Source organism: Variovorax glacialis, assembly GCF_051216375.1.
Classification (GTDB): domain Bacteria; phylum Pseudomonadota; class Gammaproteobacteria; order Burkholderiales; family Burkholderiaceae_C; genus Variovorax.
The window spans coordinates 1-20,004 of sequence record NZ_JBPJZT010000032.1; the positions used below are offsets into that span (position 1 = coordinate 1).

Genomic DNA, 20,004 nt, shown 5'->3' on the forward strand with positions numbered 1-20,004 from the left:
GTCCTTCCAGGGCGCGAAGGTTGCGTTCATCGGCATGACGCTGAAGGGCACGCCCGGCATCGTGACGCCCACGGGTGTGGCCGGGTTGGAGTTTCGCGACGAGGCGCAGACCGTCAACGCCCTGATCCCGCGGCTGCGCGCCCAGGGCGTCGATGCGATCGTGGTGCTCGTGCACCAGGGCGGCTTCCAGACCAGCCCCAATATCGGCGACATCAACGGCTGCGACGGCAACCTGAAGAACGCCGACGGCACCGACTCCGACATCGCCAACATCGTGAAAGGTCTGGGCGACGAGGTCGACCTGGTCATCAGCGGCCACACGCACGCGGCCTACAACTGCTCCGCCAACACGGTCGACGTGACGGGTACCTCCGGCGCGGCCGTCAGCACGCCGCGTCCGACCGGGCTGCCCAACCGCGTGGGGCGGCTGGTCCCCGTCACGAGCGCGAGCGCCTTCGGTCGCGTGCTCACCGAGATCGATCTCACGCTGCATCCCAAGTCGCACAAGGTGCTCGCCGTGTCCCCGACCAACCGCCTGGTCGACCGCACGGACGTCGCGATCAACAACGCCATTGCCGCGGACCCGAGCGTCAGGAACGTCGTCGAGGGGTACAACACGCTCGTCTCGCCCCTGTCCAACCAGGTCATCGGAACGATCGCCTCGGCGCTGCCGAACTCTGCGAATGCCGCTGGCGAGATGCCTGCAGGCAGCCTGATTGCAGATGCGCAGTTGCAGGCCACGCAGCCCGCGTCGCTCGGCGGTGCGGTCGTTGCATTCATGAACGCGGGCGGCGTGCGCAACCCGGGCTTCGCGAAGCCTGCCGCTGTCTATCCCTACAACGTAACCTACGGCGACGCCTTCACCGTGCAGCCCTTCGGCAACAGCCTGGTGACCATGACGCTGACTGCGCAGCAGCTCAAGGACCTTCTGGAGCAGCAGTTCGCAGGCTGCAAGGGGCAGACGGCGCAACGCGTGATGCAGGCGTCGAACGGCCTGAAGTATTCGTGGAGCGCTGCCGCGCCGGCCTGCCAGAAGATCGTGAACGTCGTCCTGACCCCCACCGACGTCACGGTGACACCGCCCGTCACGACCGGCGCACCGGAGAACATCGTGGTCAATGGCGTGGTTCAGAACCCGACCAAGACCTATCGCGTGACCGTCAACAACTTCATGGCCACGGGCGGTGACGGGTTCACGGTCCTGCTCGGCGGCACCAACTCGCTCGGTGGCGCCCAGGACATCGATGCGCTCACGGCCTATCTGGCCGGCGGCTACAAGGCGCCGAAGCCCGCCTACGATCCGACACTGCCGGCGCTGTCGATTCCGCGCATCATGCAGCTTCCCTGAGGCCAGCACGCTTGACGCCGGCAGGACGTACGCTCGCGCTGGCAGCGTTCATGCTGGGCCTGCCAGCCGCGTACTGCGGCGCGCAGGAGGCCGCATCCCGCTCCGCCGCCGCGATCACGGACATGCGCGTGAACGACCCGGGGCTGATGGGGGCCCGCTCGGCATTGCTGGCGCGCGCCGAGGCGGAACTCGCGCTCGGCAAAGTTGCCGCGGCGACCGAGACCTTCGAGCGCGCGGCCATGATGCTGCATGCGCCCGATACCGAAATGGGCCTGGTGCGCGCATACATGCAGGCCGGGGAGTACCGGCGTGCGCTGGCCTTCTGCGCGCACGTGGCCGGCGCGCACCTTGAATCGGGCCCTGCGGGTGCGCTGTACGCTTGGTTGCTGCGCGCGGGTGGGCAGGGCGAGGTGGCCGCACGCGTCCTTCAAGAGACCCTCGATCGTCTGCCGCAGGATCCCGTGGCGCTCGATGCGCGCCGGGCCTTTGCGTCCCAGTCGCCTGTGGCGCGCGGGCTCATGCTACGAACGCCGCACCGGATGGCTCCGCAGGGCGTCGGCAAGGAGGGTCAGCCCGTGGTGCCGGAGGCAGCTCGCGTGGTCTCGAGTGGCGTGCTGATCGGCGATGGGACGACGGCGCTGGTGCCGAGCGCCGCAATCCGACCCGACACCACCAGGGCGATCTGGGTGCGCAACGGCATGGGGGACACGACGCTTGCGCGCGCGGACCCGGCGACGCAGCCTCTCGCGTCACTCGGCGTCACGGTCCTTCGCCTGGCCGCGCCGCTGACCACTTCAGGAACAGACACCCGGGCCGCGCGCGATCCGTTCGCAGGGAGCGCCGGCTTCGCGTTGGCATACGCGGCAAACGAGACGGCGGAACCAGCGTGGCCCTGGTTGAGCCAAGGCTTCTTCGGCACGCTCCAGGGCAGGGAAGGAGGTCGAAAACTGGGCATCGGGCTGGCTGCAGACACCGATGGAGGACCCGTCTTCGATGCGTCCGGCCGGCTTGCAGGCATGGTGCTCCGGGGCCTCGGCGACGAAGCCGCGATGCTGCCTGCTTCGCGGTGGGCAGACCTGTTGCCGGGAGCGCCGACGACACGGCCTGACGAGGGTGCCTCCCCGAGACCTGGTCCCGCCATCCCTGCAGATCAGGCCTACGAATACGGACTGCGTACCGCGCTTCAGGTCATCGTGCTGCGCTGAGATGCATGAAGCCGGACGTGCCGCCTCGCAGTCCTGCGTGACTGTGAACCTGCCTCAACAAATCCAGGAAGACGGTCGACAGTCGCGGTGGCGTCGGAGAGCGGCGCGATATGGCGACGTAGCGGACCTCGTATGTGGATTCGGGAACATCGATGCTCTTCATGGTCCGGTCCCGGACGAAGCTGGCCGCATAGTGATCCGGAAGAAAACCGATGTAGCGTCCAGACAGGATGAGCGTGGCCACCGCATCCTGGCTGACTACCGTTGCCGCGCTTCATCGAGCGCGACGCACGCCTGGTCGAACGAGGCTTGGTCCGCGAAATTGATTGCGACCTCGCAGACCAGTTATCTTTCCCAAGATCCAGGTTCCGGGCCACAAGCGCGCTGGGAGCCGCCGGATCCCGCTTTTCCGCGCGCGGTGTTGCGCAAGACCGCCCGAGGGTGAAAGCGTGCGCGCATGAAGATCGCGCGCTCACCAAGATCGTCGTGGTGGTCAGCGAGCAGTTGGGCATCGGATCGAGAGTTGAGCGCCCATCTCGAGCAGGCGCCCCTGAAGCCAGATGCCTCCTAGCTGGAGCATGCGGACTTGGAGACCCGGGGCAGCGCAGCGACCGTCTTTTGCGGCAAGCCTTCAATGATGGTTGTGGAAGTGCCGCCGATCGATCTTTCGCAGGGCTTGCTGGAAGACTATATAAGGACTATATTTGGTTATGTCAATGAAGGGGATGGACGTGCGCTATTCAACTCAGATCAGGCCGATAAGCTACCTCAAGGCCAACGCTGCAGAGATTCTGACGCACCTCGCCGAGCAGCGCGAGCCGCTGGTCATTACTCAGAACGGTGAAGCCAAGGCGGTCCTGCAGGATGTGGCCTCCTTTGAGGAAACCCAAGAGACTTTGGCGTTGCTGAAAATTCTCGCGATAGGCAATCAGGAGCTGGCCAGAGGCAAGGTGAAGCCCATAGCTGACGTCGTTGCCCGCCTCCGTGCAAAGCGAGCAGCCAACTGATGCCGGGAGCGCCGTCGAAGTTTGAAGTCCTCCTCACCGATGGCGCCGAGCAGGACTTGGAATCGATACACAGCTACATCGCTCAATATGACTGCGTTGCCAACGCAAACTACGTGTTGGACCAACTGGTGAAGATTGCCGACAGCTTGTCGCGGTTTCCAGACCGCGGCAGCTATCCCAAGGAACTAGTCGCGCTGGGCATTAAGGAATATCGTCAAGCGTTTTTCAAGCCCTACCGCGTCATCTACCGTGTCGTCGGCAGTGAGGTCATCATTCATCTGATCGCGGACGGACGGAGGGATTTCCAGTCGTTGCTTGCGCGCAGGCTGCTCAGGATGTAGACGGGTGCCACCGGATGGTGGCAGTGGTCGATGTGGTGGAAAGCATCGCAGATAGCTGTCCGGAGGACGGTCCAGATCGAGCGGCAGCATTCGATGTGCCGCGTGCTGAAGATCCCGGCGAGCGGCTACACGAGTGCTGACGATCCGGGGTTCTTGAGGCGGAACACAGGGGGGTCGACTGCGCGCGAATTTACTTCCGAAAATGGCAAGGTGGCGCAAGTGAGAACGTCTGCGGGCTCTGAGGACCGTATCGGTCGAATCGTGCGGATCATGGTCGCTGCCCTTTCACGCATGGCCTCCTTGCTGACCACCGCCTCATCGAAGGCCTTCCACAAGCGCCGACCCTCCCCTTCCACCCGCTGAACATACGAGCGGACCCCTGCCGGGCTGTCCGTCCATCTGGCCTCGCCTGCCGCGTCCAGGCGACGGCCTTATCAAGCGCACCTGAATGCCATCAATTTGACGTAAAGCGCATTGTATGCGCTAAGTCGTTGATTTGTATGGGGTTTTCTACTACAGCTTAATCGATGATTGCAGCCCGCGGCGAACGATTTCCCGACCCGCAAGTGCCCAGTTTTGCTCTGTCTCGACGGTTCCCAGGTCGGCCTCGTGGGTGTGAGTTCCTTCAAGGTCTCACTTTCTAACCCGCGAAATTCAACAGCTGCCGAGTGTCGTTTTCAAGGCTGCACCGTTCGCATTTTCAAGGTTCCGGGTCTCGTGTTCGTGAGCATTGAACGGCCGCTCCCGGGCTCCATTGCCGTCCGCTGTAAGCCCGCTTCGGGCCCTGAACGGACCTTGACCTGCTCGGATAAATTGCCTTAAAGCGGTCATACCCAAGGCTCGAGCATCGCTGCGGCAGGTCGCAGTCGGACTGCTGCTTGCGTCGCGCAGGCGGCCGGCCAGCCGAGCGCGGCCTCGAATCCTTCCCGAAAGAAGACCGGCCGCCGGTGCTGATTCCCTTCTTCGCCTTCCGCCTGATGGTCGGCATGGGGCCTCATCATGCTGGCGGTCTCGTGGTTCGGAAACCTCCTGCGCTGGCGCGGCACGCTGGAGTCGTCGCGCTGGTTCCTGTGGTGCGCCTTCGCGGCCTTCCCGACCGGCTTCGTGGCCATCCTCACCGGCTGGTACACCGCGGAGATCGGACGCCAGCCCTGGGTGGTCTATGGCCTGCTGCGCACCAAGGACGCCATCACCCCCTCCCTGACGACGGGCGACGTGCTGACCTCGCTGATCATCTACGTGGTGGTTTACTGGCTCTTCGTTTCCTTCGGCATCTACTACATCTACAAGCTGCTGCGCCAGGGACCGCGCGCCAGGACGGAGGCCACGGCCAACGTGACCGGCAGTCGACCCATGGCCGTGGCCGCCCGCACCGACGCGGCAGCCAATCCCGTCTCGGGAGGTTCCCGGTGAATTCCATCCAGCCCAGCGACCTCGCGCTCTTCTGGGCGACGGTCATTGCCGTGTCGATCCTCGTCTACGTGGTCCTGGACGGCTTCGATCTCGGCGTCGGCATCCTCTTCGGCACCACGAACGAGGAAGACCACCGGCTGCACATGATGGACACCATCGCGCCATTCTGGGATGGCAACGAAACCTGGCTGGTCATCATCGGCGCCGGGCTGTTCGCGACCTTTCCGGTGGTGTATGCCGTGTTTCTCGGTGCGTTCTACCTGCCGGCGTACGCGGTCACGGTGGGCAGTGCCGCCGCGCCCGACCCATCGCTCCAGTTCCTGTTCTACGGCGGGGTGGTGGTGTTGCCGGTGATCGCCACCTACACCTTCGGCGTCTACTGGGTGTTCCGCGGCAAGGTCCGCGGCGGCTATCGATGAGCAACGGCCAATGGAGGCAAATCATCGATTCTGCAGGACAGATGGGACGAGCGGCGGCGACCACAATGCTCGCGGCTGTACTGATCGGTTGTGCGACCGATGCCGCACGATTGCCGATCGGCACCACACGTGCGGAGGCCTTGCAAAAGCTGGGCCGCCCGACCGGAAGCTACTCCCTGCCTGACAGCGGCGAGAGACTTCAATATTCCCGCGAGCCCGCAGGGTACGAGATTGTCAATGTCGACCTCGACGCGGCGGGACGGGTTGTCTCGGTACGGTCCATGTGGACTTATACGCTCTACAACAACCCGATCGAACTCGGCAAATGGAACGACTCCGACGTGCTGCGTGCCTATGGCAAACCCTATCAGGTCAGCCGCGTCGCCTCGTTCGACGGCGTCGTCTGGAGTTGGCAGTACCTGACAAATACATGCCGCGGCTTTTTTATGTCTATTTCAATCCCGCAGGCGTGGTGCCGCGCTACGACACCGGCCAGAATCCGGAGCTGGGCGGAAAGTGATTTACTGGAGCGTCGAGTATCCAGGAACGAGTTCAGATGGAAGGCCGGCCTCGGCACCTGGCTTCGGTCATCGGTCTGAGCCCGGCTTGGCGGACAGTTCGGCAAGAATGTGTTGGGCGCCCGGAAGGCGATGAGGTGAGAGTTTGAACTACTCGGAGGCGGATGATATGTCGTTCATGAGTGATCTTCTCGCGCAGCCAGCCGACCTGTCCACAGCATCGAAGTACACGGTGATGAATGGCTATATCTACCTTGGGGCGGGGGCATTGCTGATTGTCTGGCCGGGTGCGGTGCAGACGCTCTTGTTCGATCCTCCTTTCATTGGAAGAGAGGGAGCGCTGTTTCGCGTACTGGGAATGACGGTCGCGGTCATTGGCTGGCTCTACGTGTTTGGTGGTCGTTCTGGGGGGCGAAACTTCGGCCCCGCATCCGTGCTGGACCGAGTAATCCTCGTTCCCCTGGTCCTCGTGCCCTTGGCGATCGCCGGAATATTTCCTCACACGCTGGGAGCATTCGCCATTCTCGACCCCGCGCTTGGGATTGGCGCCTGGCTGCTCCACAGCCGCGAGAGATGAATTCGATAGCCTTTCGTCGCATTCTTAGCTAAGGCACTTGGAATGTTGAAATATCCAGCCCCGGCAGCATGGGTCAGTCACATTGTCTAGAGACGATTGATTCTGCCATCGGGACGTCAGAGGTCAGAGGTCAGAGGTCACGTACGTGGCAGTGCGTGTCCGCCGGGATGGACTCCGCTTGGTCGCGCGATCACTATCCAGATTAGAAGGGCCCCACGAGAGGGCAGCCTGCTGAACTGCCGACGGCATCCTGGCGTCGGGAACCGCGTGCCTTTGCAGTTGAAAACGATGCCGACCACCGCTTACATTGCCGTTGCCGATCCGCGTGACCGCGCATGGGTCGCATCGGCGCTCACGCGCGACTTGGTGGACTCGGTGGCGTTCGCTTCTGCCGATGTTGCAGAACTTGCGAAGGTGCCGCCCGGGACAGGGCAATGCCTGATCGTCACGGCCGACGAGGATGGCGCCGCAGCGCTGCACCTGGTGCGCGAACTGAGGCGCCTAGGCTATAGCATTCCCGTAATCGTTCTGGGTCCGTACAGCGCATTTCGAACCGCGGTGGAGATCGCACGGCTCAAGGCGACTGATTTCCTGGAACGTCCTGTCAGCGTGCGGCAACTGCGCTTGGCGGTCCGCCGCGCGTGTTCCTAGGACAGCCGCTATCGAAGCACCGACACGTCCAGACCACGAAGCGTTTGGGCGAACTTTTGAAAGTTGCCTGTGTCGCCGTCCTCGACCGCTTTGGCCATCTTCTGCAGCGCAATGTCGATGCGATGAGCCTCATCGACGTCGCGACAGAGTTGCGGACGGATCTCGGCCCACAACCGGACGGTTTCCGCGAAATGGGCCTTGTATCCGTCGCTCCAGGCGGGATACGCGTCCGGTGCAGTGCCGGCGGCGATAGCGATACACGCCGCAAAGTCATTCAAGCTTTCAAGGAACCCCACGAGTTGCCTATAGGTTGTTCTGTGGTCTGACTGTAGTCGGTCTGGCTTAGCGCGGCATAGCGACTTTCGGTGTAGTTCATGCGTCCGCTTGAGTCTCGCGCTTCTTCCGCCGCCTCGCAATTGCCCCTTGGGGCAAGGTGGCCAGGATGCCTTGGCTAAGGAGCGAGGGGTGCGACCCCTGGCCGCTGTTCGTAGTGGGTTTGAACGAATCACTCCTGGCCGATACAAAGCTGACGCCTTTTTGCACTAAAGGCCAATATCCAAAACCGCAAACCGGGTTTAGGTTCACGGAATTTCAAAGCGCAGGATGACGACCTTCTGGTCGGCATCGTCTAGAACGCCGTGAGCACGCCCACTGTATTCATCGTTGACGACGACGAAGCTTGTCGCGACTCCATTCGCGAGTTGGCCGTTGCGTTCGGACTAGCGGCGGCGATCTTCGGTTCGGCGTACGAGTTCCTTGCTGCTTTGGAGCCCGCCTGGTGTGGTTGCCTGGTACTGGACCTGCGCATGCCGGGGATGGATGGAATCGCACTGCAGAAGCGCTTGCAAGAGATGGGCTTGCGCCTGCCGATTGTGTTCATCAGCGGAAGCGTTGACGTTCCGACAGCCGTTCAGGCGATCCGAGACGGCGCCATAGACTTCTTGGAGAAGCCATGCCCACAGCATCAACTGCTCGATGGGATTAATAGAGCCCTGCGGCGGGCCTAAAGGTTGAGTCGAAGCCTGTAACGGATTGCAGCCAAACCAAAAAAGGCCGCCTCATCGCCGGTCGCCGACTGCAGCCTGTCGGCTACCAGGAGCTTCGGGCCGCAAACCGGCCAGAGGCTCCGGGCAGTCCGCTCGGAACCGGCGCCGGCATCGGAGTTGCGTGTCCACGTACACCCCAGACGGTGCGCAGAAAGTGGCCGTCGCCGATGGTTTTGCCATGGTCGCCTGACCGACGAAGTCGGCGCGCTGAAGGGTCGTCATCCTGGGTCGCGACGAACGCCGCGGCGAAGAAATGAAACCAGACTTCGAGCCGGTGATGCTGTCTCGAATCCAGCTCCGATTGGAAGCGACGCCACGCTTCGAGTGCGGGCCCTTGCGTTGATCGACAACTACTGGTCTACGCTCTACTCGCCTTGAAAGCCCGACAGCTTGATGATCGGAGCCCAGCGGGCGATGTCGGCATCGACGATGGCCGCGAACTCGTCTGGCGATGTGCCGGTCGGTTCGACCCCCAGGTCCGTCAGCCGCCGTTGAGTCGCGGCCGACCGGACCGTGGTAACCAATGCCGCCGACCATTCATCTACGGTCGCCCGGGGCGTCCCGGCTGGAGCAAAGATGCCAACCCAGCCACTGGCCACGATCTGCGGGTAACCTTGCTCGGCGAACGTCGCCACTTCAGGAAGTTGGGAGAGCCGCTTCTCGCCTGATGTGGCAAGGATGCGGAGGCGGCCTGCACGATGCAGTTCGATGAGATCGGAAACCACTGAGATGCCGCAAGGGACGGTCCCCTCTACAAGATCGACCTTCAGTGCCGCAGGACCCTTGTATGGCACATGCGTCACGTCGATTTCGATCGCCTTGCCGATCATCACGCCGAGAAAATGTGGCAACGTTCCTGCACCCGGACTTCCGTAGAATCTTTGGGACGGATTCTTCTTCAACCAGTCGACGAGTTCCAACACGGTCCTTGCAGGGTGCACGTTCGGTACAGCGAGGGCCAGATCGTAGGTCGCAATCTGCGAGATGGGCACGAAATCACGCGACGTGTAGTGGACTTCCTTGAAAGACAGCGGCGCCATGACCGGAACCACGATGGGAAACTGCGCGATCGTCGTGCCGTCCGGCGCGGCACGCTTCAATGCCATCGCGGCGATGCGTCCGCTGGCTCCGGGCCTGCTTTCGACCACGACCGTTCGCCCGAGCAGAACCCGGGCGCCCTCGGCCAGGGATTCCGCAACGGGTCGGCCCGAGCCGCCTTCGAACGGCAGCAGGAGTTTTGTCACCCCCGCGCTGCTGCTTTGCGCATACGCAAGTCCTCCTGGACCGAGGCATAGCGCGACTAGCAGCATGGAAATGAAAGACCGGATCCGACGCATGCGCGTCACCTCCTGGCAAGACTGCGAAGAATTCTAACTTCCGATGACTGAGCCGAGTCCGCCCGTTTCAACGGTCCCGCCACCTGTGGTGAACGACCTGCTTGGCTTCGAGCAACTCTTGGCGGAGCTATCCGCTCCGTTCATCAATCTGCCCGTTAAAGACTTCGATCGCGTTGTTGAAGAATGCCTCGCGCGCATTGTGCAGTTCCTCGGGATCTGTCGATGTTCGCTGGGCCGCGTACTGACGACCACCGGCAGGGTCGAGATCACACACTCGTACGCCGTCGAAGGTGTCGTCCGTGCGCCCAAATTCCTTCCAGCCCAAGTCGTCAACCCGTGGCTCCTGACCAAAGCGAGAGCCAACGAACCGGTCGTGTTCTCCCGGCTGGACGACTTGCCGGCGGAGGCAAGTCTCGACAAGGAGACCTGGCGCAGGATCGGCATGAAGTCTCATGTGATGATGCCGTTCTTCATCGCAGGGCAACTGCAGGGCGCCCTCAACTTCGCCTGCGTCCGCTTCGAACGCAGTTGGCCGCCAGACCTCCTGCCTCGCCTGCATCTGCTGGCGCAGATTTTCGGCAGCGCCGTGGCAAGAAAGCGCGCGCAGGAAGAACTCGATCTTGTCCTGGGCTTCGACCGGCTGGCAAGCAGCATCCTCGGAACCCTCGCGCTCGCGACGCCGCAGCAGGCAGAGCACGCGATTTCCACCGGTTTGCGTCAGATCGGCGAGTTCACCGGGGCCGATCAGGTCGCACTCTGGCTGCGCTTCGGCAAGGACGGTCGTGAGGACGCGACCCGGCGTTGGCAAGCAGATGCGATCGACCTGCCAAAGAGCTGGAACGAGGTGAGCGCGCTCGCACTTCCTTGGATCCGTGCTCGCATTGCAGAAGGCGACACCGTCCGTCTTGCGCGAATTGAGGACCTGCCGCAGGAAGCGGGCGATGATACTGAGGCGCTACGTGCGTTGGGCGTGCGGTCGCTTCTTGTGATGCCAGTCACCGTCTCGGGCCACAACGCAGGTGCGTTCTCCATCGCGTGCGCCCAGAACGGCCATGACTGGCCGGACGCGCTGATGCCAGGTATTCGTCTTCTTGCCGAGGTATTCGGCAGCGTTCAAGCGCGTGAGGCCTCCGAGCGTCGTAAGCTCGCCGCGGAAACGGAATCGATTCACTGGCGCGAACGCATGGCGCATCTGGTCCGCGTCCACACCGCTGGAGAAATGTCGGTGGCGCTCGCCCACGAGATCACCCAACCGCTCGGTGCGATCGAAAACTACGCGCTGGCGGCTCGCCGACGCGCTGGAGAGAAATCTCCTGATGCGCAGCGTGTTATGGAACTTCTTGACAAGGTGGTCGCACAGACGCAGCGCGCAGGCGACGTCGTGACACGGATGCGGAGCATCACTCAGCGCCACGAGATAGAGCCAAAGGCGATCGATATGGCTCAGGCCGTCCAGGAAAGCGTCCAGATGCTGCGAACGGATTGTGATCTGCGAGGCATCGACATCCGATTCGCAGCGGCGTGTCCTCTGCCGACTGTCGAGGTCGACGAGGTGAACCTTCAGCAAGTCGTCCTGAACTTGCTACGCAATGCAATGGAAGCGATCGAAGCAGCGCTACCTGGCAGCGAAAGGCAAATCGCCATTGATGTGCGCCACGGTGAACCCAACGAAGTTCTGGTGGAGATTGCCGATAGCGGCCCTGGCATCGCCGATGGCGATCTCGAACGCGTCTTCGCGTCGTTCTATTCAACCAAGTCCAGCGGCCTCGGCGTCGGCCTGGCAATCTGTCGCAGGCTGATTGAGACGCACGGCGGCAACCTCTGGGCATCACACAATCCCGGCGGCGGCGCCGTGTTCTCATTCTCAATACCTGTTCCCCCAGCACCAAGCTGACCGCCGGACGTCCCCACCGCCGAGTGGAGCCGTCCCGAAATTCTTTGAAATCAAACTCCGCGAGTCCGATAGCATTTTGCGCTAAACCGCGCGACGAGGTCGGTTGACTGTCAGTCGACGCATGGTTGCACTTGCATCTCTCAACCGCGCTTCCCCGAAGCGGACATTGGCGAAAGTCGGCTCATGGCCGGTTGCGATCTGTCGATCCGGGCTGCTATGCGCCTGCGCAACTGCCTGACGTTCGAAGACCTTGTTAGGCTTGGGAGCCAGCGACAGAGCCGTGCCAATTGGCCAACTGGTAAGACCGACGCTACTTTAGTTTGATGCCTTGCGCCGCCATGGCCTGCTCCTGTTTGGCGTGATTGGACAGGTACTCAGCGTGCTGCGCTTCCGTGCGATGGCTGCCCAGCGTGGCGAAATGCTCGCGCAGCTTTGCGGCGGCTAGGTCAGCGCCGTAAGAAGGCGTTCCGGGCTGCTGTCGCCATGACTCACGCAGGCTGCCATCGTCGACAGCGTCGAAGCCTAGTTCCTCAACCAGAAGCATCACTTTTCGTTTGGCTGCCTCATCGTCGCCGGCCACCGGCAGAGAGATCCGGCCGGGCGTGCCGGCGGGAAGGCCCTTGTTTTGGAGATGGTCGGCGTAGATGTTGTTGAACACCTTCACCACGGGGCGCCCTAAGTGCTGCTGCACCCATTCGCTTTCAGTGAGGTCGCCGGCTTCCAACTCCGGCATCTGGCCGTCGCGCAGCAAGGGGTAGTAGTTGCTCGTGTCGATGACAGGTACGTCGGCTGCAACGCCCGCGAACAGGTCTTTGGGCAGGTCGGGGATGTTTTTTAGCGGGATGGTAACCACGATGATCTCGCCGTGGGAGGCCGCTTCCCGAGCGGTCACCGGCTTGGCGCCGGTTTTTTGACCGACATCTTTCAGGGTTTCGGGGCCGCGGGAGTTGGCGATGTAAACGGAGTGGCCGAGGCTGCCGAGACGCACGGCAAGAGCACTGCCGATGTGACCTGCCCCGATGATTCCAATGTTCATGATGCGTAGTTTCTATCAAGGTTGCACCGCGACGAATTGTCGCTATAGGTAGCTAAGCAGCTACGACGGCGAATACGCAGTTCCGATATTGGCCGAGCGGAAAGTATCCAGCCAACCCAGCGGAGCGTCATGTTGGGGAACAGAATCCCTACACAGCAAGCGGTAAGCCTGCGACGTCCATCCCTCCGCCGCAAGTAAAAACCAATAAATGCCAAGGCGCTTCAGGCGCCAGCATGCGCTCCAAGCCAGTGGCTGCGCTGCTCGTGGATCTGGACATCGCCAAGAGCCACAGCAGGCCCCACGTTTCTGACGACAACCCTTCTCGGAGGCGCAATTCAAGACGATGAAATATCGGCCGGACTTCCCGGCACGCTTCGGCTGCATCGAGGACGCGCGCTCGCACTGCCAAACCTTCTTCGCCTGGTACAACACCACTCACCGTCACTCGGGCATCGGCTACATGACGCCGCACAGCATGCACTACGGCCATGCCCAGGCGCTTCACACCGCCCGACAGGCCACCCTCGATGCCGCATTCTTGGCAACCCCCAAGCGGTTCAAAGGGTTCCGCCCAACACCCGCCTCCCTGCCCACCGCAGCCTGGATCAACCCACCACCATCGGAGACAGCCGCCCCAGAAACACCGCAGCCCTGCACAGTAAATTCATCAAGCCAGGTGCCGCAAAGTCATTGACACGTTCCGGTCAGCGCGCACGCGCGTCGAAATCCCGTGGTGGGCTGCCGCCGGGAACGCTGGTCCTGACCGCTTCAGTGTCGGGGGACGGGTTGCGCCGCGGCTATGCGCGCCTCGCGCGTTCAAAGCTATCGCCTTCCCAAACTGACAACCACACCACGGCCACGCCCGCCGCCCAGAGGCCGCCAAGCACCTTGTCCCTGCGTCGAGCATTCGAGCCAGTTGCCGCGCAGCGCTTGGTTCCGTTCAAAGGGCTTCCTACGAATCCAGAGGAGGCAGGCCCCTGGCAAGCTCTTTGCCAATATGGTGGCGCATGAAGGCGACGCCGCCGACGATGCACGCCATCAGCGCAGTCCAGCCGATAGTCCCCATCTTCAATCCTCGCTCATTTGGCAGAAGTCCTGCCTGCATCAAACGCCGGGAGGCAGACTCGCGTTGACCGGGCGCGACAAGACGCACTCCTTGCGGTCGTTCTTGTTGATGACTGGGCACCTGCTTTTGGCCGACTCTAGCCTCTCGCAGCACAGCCTCGTTGTTCAGAGTCCTCACGCCGATGGGGGCGCCAGGCGATGACGCCTTCCGTGCGCGCGCGTACCTCGGGGGCGGCAAGACAGGTAGCGACCGCTTCATAGCCCGGTGCACCTGGATAGGGGGCAACGCGAGTGGGAGGGCTGTGATTGGCAGGGCAAAGAATGATGGACTCTTGCGCGCCTACGGATGCCAAATCCAGGATTGCACGGGAACGTGTGAGCACGAAGAGTGGACGGTCATCAGACCTGCGGCAACGCAGATGGGCGGCCACAGCTTCTTGCGTAGCCGAATCCAGCCCGTGCTCCACCATGTCGACGACCAGGACGGCCGGCCCTTCGGCTTCCAATCCAGCCAGCAAGGCGACTAACGCTTCGGAAACGGTGGCGCCGTCCTCCACCAGCCAGTCGAGCGTCTGGTTGACGCGCAATCGGAGTTTCGGGTCTGCGTCGAGACGCGCCGTAGCGCTGCCATCCTCAAGCCGCTCCAAACCCAGGAAGACCGCCGAAGGCAGAACCTCCGCCAAGCGCTGGGCCAGCCGAGTCTTGCCGCTGCCCAACGGGCCAACAATGTAGTTAAGTGGCCGGATGTCGCGCAACCTGAACAGTTCGCCACCCCAGGGCCAAGGCAGTTCAAATTCGATGGTGAGCTCTGTGGCGCAGTCCTGCAGGTACGTCAACTCTTTGACCGTCGGCGCCTGACCGAGGCCGAGATTGACTCGCAGACCGCGGACTCTCTCGATGGTGCGCGCAAGCTCACGAGCGCGGCCTTCGAGCAACGCCTGATGCGCGCCCAAGGCGGGCTCAAGACCCTCGGACTCGCCTTTCAGCACGCCAGCCACTTGCGCGAGGCTGAGGCCGAGCGCGCGCAAGGTCACGATTTCGCCGCCACGCTGCATCTCGTCGGGTCCATAAGACCGCCACTCCGCCGCGTTGCGAGCTGGGGCCACCAAGCCTCGCTGCTCGTAGATGCGTAGCGCCTTGGCAGAGACGCCGAGCCGGCTGGCAGCCTCCGCGGGGCTTAGAAATCGAATGTTCAAAAATCACCTCGTCATGTTTGACCGAAGAGGCCCTTTTTAAAGGCGGCCGCAGGGGCCGGGTCAAGTGTGCTTCGTTCGGCCATACGAACTTCGGCTGTTGGCCGGCGGGCCGACGGGCTACTTGGAGCTCCCGCGGCCTATGAGGTCCCACGCAAGGCCCGCAGCCCAGCCGATGCCCACCAACCATGCCCCGGCCTGAACGGTGTCAATGTCGCCCGGCGCGCCCCAATGGACCGCCATCGCGAGCAGCAACCCGGCAAGGGCGCCAAGACAAGACCATGGTGAAACGAGCGCATCAAGCACTTGGGAGGTTTCGGTGAACGTCTGGTTCTGGCCGATTGTTACCCGCCGCATGGTCAGTGCGCACACGCTCCTGAAACTGGCGATGAGCGTCCGCGGCCAGGGGGCTGGGGCCACAGCGGCTGTAGGGCGTTCCCATAGCGGCCGGTCATGAAGACCTTGATTCGCAACTTCCACGCCCCGATGGCGCGGCCGACTGGGCATTCGCGAGGTCAGCGATGTAGTCTCGCGCCAGCTGAAATTCGATTGCCTTGTCGAAGTACGCAAGGGCGCCGGCATCGATGTGGATCTTGCGCACGGAGGCCCAGGCGAAATGGGAAAGCACGACCACCTTAATATCCGGATGGTGCCGCCTGACGTATCGCAATACGTCAATGCCGCGGTCGTCCCCACGCAACTTCGAGTCCAGGACGATGAGGTCCGGAGGGTTCGAGGCAATGGACGCCAGCGCACTGGCCACATCGTCCGCATAGCCGACGACAACAACTTCTGGCGCAGCCTGCAGCAGCGCGCCGAAGCTCTGCTGTATTGCCACGGATTGGTCGACCAGCAGCACATTCATGTCTGCACCTCGCGCTTGGTCCTCGTTGGTCTGCAGGCCATCTTGACCGGGATTGGCGGCGCGCGAAATGCGATTTCTCAATAAAGCCGCAGGAAAGTTCGCGTTCTGAACCTCCTGTGGCCATCTGTCCCACCTTTCCAGAAGGGCGAGAGCCAAGGCGGCGAACTGCCGGTTGTGCCCGGATTCGGCCGGTTGCATCGAGCGACGGCGCCAGCCTTAAAGCTCGCTATACGGATTGCAGCGCGCGATGCGGACCCCCAGGAAGACGGACAGCTATCGAATCCTCGGGCGCCACTTCGCCTGTGACCAGCACGATTCCCATCACGCCAGCCTTCCGGACGAGCGCCCCATCTGCAGCGCTGCCGAGCACGGCCTGCTTGAGCCCTTTCCGAAACGCATCCAGCTGCTTGCACGGATTTCTAAGGCCGGTCAGACGAACTACCGCCGTCGACCCAATCTCAAGTTCGGTACCAGCGGGCAGCGCCAAAAGGTCGAGACCCTTCGTTGCGATGTTTTCGCCGATCTCTCCAGGTGAGATATTGAAACCGAGAGACGCCAACTCGTCGAACAACTCGGCCTGAACCAGATGCACTTGGCGAAGGTTGGGTTGCAAGGGATTGCGCGCGACACGCGACCGATGTTTGACCGTCTCGCCCGAATGCGCATCCCCTTCCGCGCCAAGACCCTCCAGCAGGCGAATGCTGCTCGTGCCCTCTTTGGAGAAGGTGTGGGAACGGCTCCGAGAAACGGCGAGGACATACGGCGTACGCATCGTTGTATCGAGCATAGCTGAATGTCTGGTGCTGGCCCGCGGCTGATCGCGGTATGTAGCTTCTCGCACGTCGGTAGCCGACCCTAGCCGCCCGGGCGCAAGGCGAGGTGCTGCCAATTGAAAAGGCTGGCGTAGTCCGATAGATTTGGAAGGCCGGGCGGAAGGTCCAGTCGTGGCCGGCATTCTCCCGGATAGCCGCCCGGTCCACTGGTCGGACGGCGGCCGGTGCTCTAGGCGTCTGGCTGCTCCGCCAGCCGCAACGCAAGGAGCGGAAGCAATGGATTTTCTTACGGTCCTCCGTAAATGCAGAGCTCTACGCTGGCTCGGGCCGATGTTGGCGATTGTTCTGCCGACGCTCGGCCTGGCGACACGGATCGCCATCGGCGACTCGCTTAAGGGCTACCCGTACCTGACGTTCTTTCCTGCCGTCATCGCGACGGCGCTGCTCGGAAGCCGGTGGAGTGCCGTTCTGGCAACGGTCTTGTCTGCGTCCAGGGCTCAGCGATTCGCAGGGTACGGCGACGACGAGATGGGGTGGTGGCTGCCCATCAGCGGCTCAGACTGGATCGGCATCAGCCTTTTCGCAGGCGTCTGTACCACGATCATCGTGCTCGTACATCTGCTGAGCGAGGCACTGGCCCGACTGACCGTGGAAACAGAAAAGCTCGAAGAACTCAACAACGAGCTTGAACGCAGGGTGCAGGCCAGAACCGTCGAACTCGAAAAGTCCAACACGGAATTGCGCGCTCAGATTCAGGCTCGGGAACTGGCCGAGGCCAAGGCGCGCCAAGCGCAAAAGATGGAGGCCATTGGCCAGCTCACCGGCGGCATCGCGCACGACTTCAACAACATGCTCGCCGTCGTGATCGGCAACCTTGACCTCGCGCTGCGCCGTCTTGCAATCGGTCAGACCGACATTTTGAAGTACCTCGATGGCGCACTGGACGGCGCGCGCCGGGGTGCCAAGCTGACGCAGAGGCTGCTGGCATTCTCGCGCCAGCAACCTCTCCAGCCAATCGTCGCTGACGTGAACGCGCTTGTGCATGGCATGGAGGAACTGCTACGGCGAACCCTTGGTGAGACAGTGGTCCATGAATTTGTGCTCGGCGGCGGACTTTGGCGAACCCGCGTCGACCCCGGGCAACTCGAGAATGCGCTACTGAACCTTGCGGTCAATGCCCGTGATGCGATGCCTGGCGGGGGAAAGCTGACAATCGAGACGATGAATACGCACCTGGACGACGCCTACGCCGCCCAGAACGACGTACCTCCCGGGCAGTACGTGATGGTCGCCGTTTCGGACACAGGATGTGGAATGCCTCCTCAAATCCTGGAGCGGGCCTTCGATCCCTTCTTCACGACAAAGAAGGTCGGTCAGGGCACAGGGCTCGGCTTGAGCCAGGTCTATGGATTCGTCAAGCAATCCGGCGGCCACGTGAAGATCTACAGCGAAACCGGCCAGGGCACAACAGTCAAGGTTTACCTGCGGCGTGAACTATCAGCAGCTTCCGCAGGCCGGGTGGAAGAAGGAGCGGAAGCCGCGGTGCCGGTCGGCTCGCCGCAGGAAATCATCTTGGTGGTGGAGGACGAGCCGGATGTTCGCAAGGTCTCGGTCTTCGCCCTCCGATCCTTGGGCTACACGGTGCGCCATGCAGGGTCGGGCAAGGAAGCGCTCGACCTGCTGGAGGAGCTGCGTGGCGTATCGCTTCTTTTTACGGACGTCGTCATGCCCGGCATGACGGGGCGCCAATTGGTGGATGCCGCACTCGTCCGGCAGCCTGGTTTGAAAGTGCTCTACACCACCGGCTACACGCCAAACGCCATTGTGCACAGCGGGGTAATGGACCCCGGGGTCGAACTGCTTACGAAGCCATTCACAGTGGACCAACTCGCACGGAAAGTGCGTCGGCTGCTCGACTAGGAGGATTTCCTGCAATAGAGACAGTGGTCGCTCCGATGGTCCGGTGCTGGGCCGATTGTTGACCGCCGGATGGTCCGTGCGCACACGCTTACGATGGGTTGGTGTGGGCCAGCGACCAAGGTCAGCTTTTGGCCGACGGCAGCTGTCGGCGCATTGTTGGCGTAGCGTGGAGACCTGCGTTCCCGCGCATGCGAACCAACCTGCCGGCCTCGTGAGAAACGTCACGCGCGGTGGTCGCTTTAGCTCTTGATGGCCGGCTCAGTCGTTTGGTTTCCTTCTGCTCTTCGCCGCCCGGCTGGTCTGGGGCCTCTCATTCGCCAATACGCGACGCGCTTCGAGCTGGCGCAGCGCAGCGGCGGTCGCCTCCTGGCTTTCGCGTAGCTGCGCGCTTTCGCGCTCCGACTGCAGTTGTTGGCGCTGCAGCTGCGCGGCAAGGTCCGTCGCACGCTGCTCCGCCCCGGCAGCCCGCTCTCGAAGGGTGGCAAGTTCGACCTGGATTTCCTGCTGCTTGCGGGACCACGTGGCAACTGCTTCGCTGTGCGCCGCCCTCTCGGCTTGGAGCACGTGCCTGGCTGCTTCCTGGGCGCCGCGGGCGGCTTCGAGATTTGCAGCATTGGACTTCTGCTCTTTGGCAAGGTCAGCGGCCGCCTGGCGCGCGGCGACCCGCTCGCGATCGACGTCAGCAAGGAGCCGGCGTTCATGTGCCACATGGCGCCGCTCTGCTTCCTTCGCATCGCGGTGGGCTGCGCCGAGTTCCATGGCCGACTTCTCGCGCTGGGCTTCCTTGCTGGCGATGGCCTCTTCCAGCGCCTTACGCAGGCGCCGCACTTCAGCTTCCGCGTCGCCCAGCTGCCGCGCGGATTCCTGCTGCTGCGCATGCATCTGGGCCTCCATGGCTGCGACCGCCTGGCGCGACGATGCCAACGCCTCGTCGAGCGCGACGCGGGCCTGTTCGAAGGAGGCCTCGCGCTGTGTCAGTTCCGATTCCTTGTGGGCAAGCGCTTCACGCTGCAGTTCGAGCTCGCGCCGGTCTGCTTCGGACCTCTGGACCTGCACCTGGTCAGCTTCCCGACGGGCGACCTCCCAGAACTGTTGAGCGGCCTGCACGATCGCCAGGGGAAGCTTATGCCCCTCGCCTTCGACGACGATGCCGCTGCGTCCCTCCAGGCGCTTGCCAAGGGTGGAGAACCATCGCTCAAGCATGGGGCTCACGGTGTTGGGCGAGCCACTGCCGATCTTCTGGCGCACGCGCTCGATCGTCGGGCGCAGCCCCTCGTGCAACAGCGTGTCCGCGGCTTCCCAGACTTGCGTCTCCTGGATCCCCCGGCCGCCGCTGCGCGGCTGAATTTCAACGCTCGAACTTTTCGAATCCATGCCGTGCTCCTCTTGCCCTGTT

The 20,004-nt window shown here is 62.8% G+C and carries 19 protein-coding genes and 2 pseudogenes; 13 read left to right on the forward strand and 8 right to left on the reverse strand.

Going from position 1 to position 20,004, the window contains the following annotated elements:
* Together ACSFBL_RS34235 and ACSFBL_RS34240 are read left to right on the forward strand one after the other, a co-directional pair.
* Nucleotides 1-1,348 (forward strand): bifunctional metallophosphatase/5'-nucleotidase (locus ACSFBL_RS34235; protein WP_435520272.1); only part of this gene is annotated, 1,348 nt, incomplete at its 5' end.
* Nucleotides 1,349-1,398: 50 nt separating this feature from the next.
* The gene (locus ACSFBL_RS34240) at nucleotides 1,399-2,553 is read left to right on the forward strand and encodes a tetratricopeptide repeat protein (protein ID WP_435520273.1); all 1,155 of its coding nucleotides are present in this window, start codon (nucleotides 1,399-1,401) and stop codon (nucleotides 2,551-2,553) included.
* Here ACSFBL_RS34240 and ACSFBL_RS34245 read toward each other — a convergent pair.
* A pseudogene (locus tag ACSFBL_RS34245) lies at nucleotides 2,537-2,806 on the reverse strand (LysR substrate-binding domain-containing protein); the annotation flags it as partial. The gene ACSFBL_RS34240 and the pseudogene ACSFBL_RS34245 overlap by 17 nt on opposite strands.
* A 478-nt stretch (nucleotides 2,807-3,284) precedes the next feature.
* On the opposite strand from ACSFBL_RS34245, the gene ACSFBL_RS34250 reads away from it, so the two are divergent.
* The 7 genes from ACSFBL_RS34250 (at nucleotide 3,285) to ACSFBL_RS34280 (ending at nucleotide 7,479) form a co-directional block, all read left to right on the forward strand.
* A complete protein-coding gene (locus ACSFBL_RS34250) occupies nucleotides 3,285-3,560 on the forward strand; it encodes a type II toxin-antitoxin system Phd/YefM family antitoxin (RefSeq protein WP_435520302.1) in 276 nt (91 codons plus the stop codon).
* Nucleotides 3,560-3,901: a type II toxin-antitoxin system RelE/ParE family toxin gene (locus ACSFBL_RS34255; RefSeq protein ID WP_435520274.1), complete on the forward strand. Its 342-nt coding sequence runs from the start codon at nucleotides 3,560-3,562 to the stop codon at nucleotides 3,899-3,901. Before ACSFBL_RS34250 ends, ACSFBL_RS34255 begins: the two co-directional genes overlap by 1 nt.
* A 999-nt stretch (nucleotides 3,902-4,900) precedes the next feature.
* Nucleotides 4,901-5,314, forward strand: coding sequence for a cytochrome ubiquinol oxidase subunit I (locus ACSFBL_RS34260; RefSeq protein ID WP_435520275.1), 414 nt, complete (start codon nucleotides 4,901-4,903; stop codon nucleotides 5,312-5,314).
* Entirely contained in the window at nucleotides 5,311-5,733 is a 423-nt protein-coding gene (locus ACSFBL_RS34265) for a cytochrome d ubiquinol oxidase subunit II (protein ID WP_435520276.1), read from the forward strand. The genes ACSFBL_RS34260 and ACSFBL_RS34265 overlap by 4 nt, the downstream gene beginning before the upstream one ends.
* Nucleotides 5,730-6,332, forward strand: coding sequence for a hypothetical protein (locus tag ACSFBL_RS34270; RefSeq protein WP_435520277.1), 603 nt, complete (start codon nucleotides 5,730-5,732; stop codon nucleotides 6,330-6,332). The genes ACSFBL_RS34265 and ACSFBL_RS34270 overlap by 4 nt, the downstream gene beginning before the upstream one ends.
* A gap of 97 nt (nucleotides 6,333-6,429) precedes the next feature.
* Nucleotides 6,430-6,828 (forward strand): hypothetical protein, encoded by a 399-nt coding sequence (locus tag ACSFBL_RS34275; RefSeq protein ID WP_435520278.1) that lies wholly within the window; start codon nucleotides 6,430-6,432, stop codon nucleotides 6,826-6,828.
* 288 nt (nucleotides 6,829-7,116) lie between these two features.
* Nucleotides 7,117-7,479, forward strand: coding sequence for a DNA-binding transcriptional response regulator (locus ACSFBL_RS34280; protein WP_435520279.1), 363 nt, complete (start codon nucleotides 7,117-7,119; stop codon nucleotides 7,477-7,479).
* 8 nt (nucleotides 7,480-7,487) lie between these two features.
* Here the strand turns inward: ACSFBL_RS34280 and ACSFBL_RS34285 are convergent, their stop codons facing one another.
* Nucleotides 7,488-7,757 carry a hypothetical protein gene (locus tag ACSFBL_RS34285; protein ID WP_435520280.1) on the reverse strand — a complete coding sequence of 90 codons (270 nt, stop codon included), beginning with the start codon at nucleotides 7,755-7,757 and terminating at the stop codon, nucleotides 7,488-7,490.
* 360 nt (nucleotides 7,758-8,117) lie between these two features.
* Between ACSFBL_RS34285 and ACSFBL_RS34290 the strand changes: the two genes are divergently transcribed.
* Nucleotides 8,118-8,486: a response regulator transcription factor gene (locus tag ACSFBL_RS34290; protein ID WP_435520281.1), complete on the forward strand. Its 369-nt coding sequence runs from the start codon at nucleotides 8,118-8,120 to the stop codon at nucleotides 8,484-8,486.
* A gap of 404 nt (nucleotides 8,487-8,890) precedes the next feature.
* Here ACSFBL_RS34290 and ACSFBL_RS34295 read toward each other — a convergent pair whose 3' ends face one another.
* Nucleotides 8,891-9,769: a tripartite tricarboxylate transporter substrate-binding protein gene (locus ACSFBL_RS34295; protein WP_435520282.1), complete on the reverse strand. Its 879-nt coding sequence runs from the start codon at nucleotides 9,767-9,769 to the stop codon at nucleotides 8,891-8,893.
* A gap of 181 nt (nucleotides 9,770-9,950) precedes the next feature.
* Here ACSFBL_RS34295 and ACSFBL_RS34300 point away from each other — a divergent pair, with 181 nt between their 5' ends.
* On the forward strand, nucleotides 9,951-11,756 hold the full coding sequence (locus ACSFBL_RS34300) for a sensor histidine kinase (RefSeq protein ID WP_435520283.1): 1,806 nt from the start codon (nucleotides 9,951-9,953) through the stop codon (nucleotides 11,754-11,756).
* 310 nt (nucleotides 11,757-12,066) lie between these two features.
* On the opposite strand, the gene ACSFBL_RS34305 is transcribed toward ACSFBL_RS34300, so the two are convergent.
* The gene (locus ACSFBL_RS34305; RefSeq protein WP_435520284.1) at nucleotides 12,067-12,792 is read right to left on the reverse strand and encodes an NADPH-dependent F420 reductase; all 726 of its coding nucleotides are present in this window, start codon (nucleotides 12,790-12,792) and stop codon (nucleotides 12,067-12,069) included.
* 224 nt (nucleotides 12,793-13,016) lie between these two features.
* On the opposite strand from ACSFBL_RS34305, the pseudogene ACSFBL_RS34310 reads away from it, so the two are divergent.
* Nucleotides 13,017-13,486: pseudogene (locus ACSFBL_RS34310) on the forward strand (integrase core domain-containing protein); the annotation flags it as partial.
* Between the two features lie 508 nt (nucleotides 13,487-13,994).
* Here the strand turns inward: ACSFBL_RS34310 and ACSFBL_RS34315 are convergent.
* From ACSFBL_RS34315 to ACSFBL_RS34325, 3 genes are all read right to left on the reverse strand, one after another.
* Complete coding sequence (locus ACSFBL_RS34315; protein ID WP_435520285.1) at nucleotides 13,995-15,053, reverse strand: MerR family transcriptional regulator; 1,059 nt, start codon at nucleotides 15,051-15,053, stop codon at nucleotides 13,995-13,997.
* 448 nt (nucleotides 15,054-15,501) lie between these two features.
* Complete coding sequence (locus ACSFBL_RS34320; protein ID WP_435520286.1) at nucleotides 15,502-16,113, reverse strand: response regulator; 612 nt, start codon at nucleotides 16,111-16,113, stop codon at nucleotides 15,502-15,504.
* Between the two features lie 28 nt (nucleotides 16,114-16,141).
* A complete protein-coding gene (locus ACSFBL_RS34325; RefSeq protein ID WP_435520287.1) occupies nucleotides 16,142-16,702 on the reverse strand; it encodes an MOSC domain-containing protein in 561 nt (186 codons plus the stop codon).
* Nucleotides 16,703-16,964: 262 nt separating this feature from the next.
* Here ACSFBL_RS34325 and ACSFBL_RS34330 point away from each other — a divergent pair, with 262 nt between their 5' ends.
* Entirely contained in the window at nucleotides 16,965-18,608 is a 1,644-nt protein-coding gene (locus tag ACSFBL_RS34330; RefSeq protein ID WP_435520288.1) for an ATP-binding protein, read from the forward strand.
* 258 nt (nucleotides 18,609-18,866) lie between these two features.
* On the opposite strand, the gene ACSFBL_RS34335 is transcribed toward ACSFBL_RS34330, so the two are convergent.
* Nucleotides 18,867-19,982 (reverse strand): DNA-binding protein, encoded by a 1,116-nt coding sequence (locus ACSFBL_RS34335; RefSeq protein WP_435520289.1) that lies wholly within the window; start codon nucleotides 19,980-19,982, stop codon nucleotides 18,867-18,869.
* Between the last annotated feature and the right edge of the window lie 22 nt (nucleotides 19,983-20,004).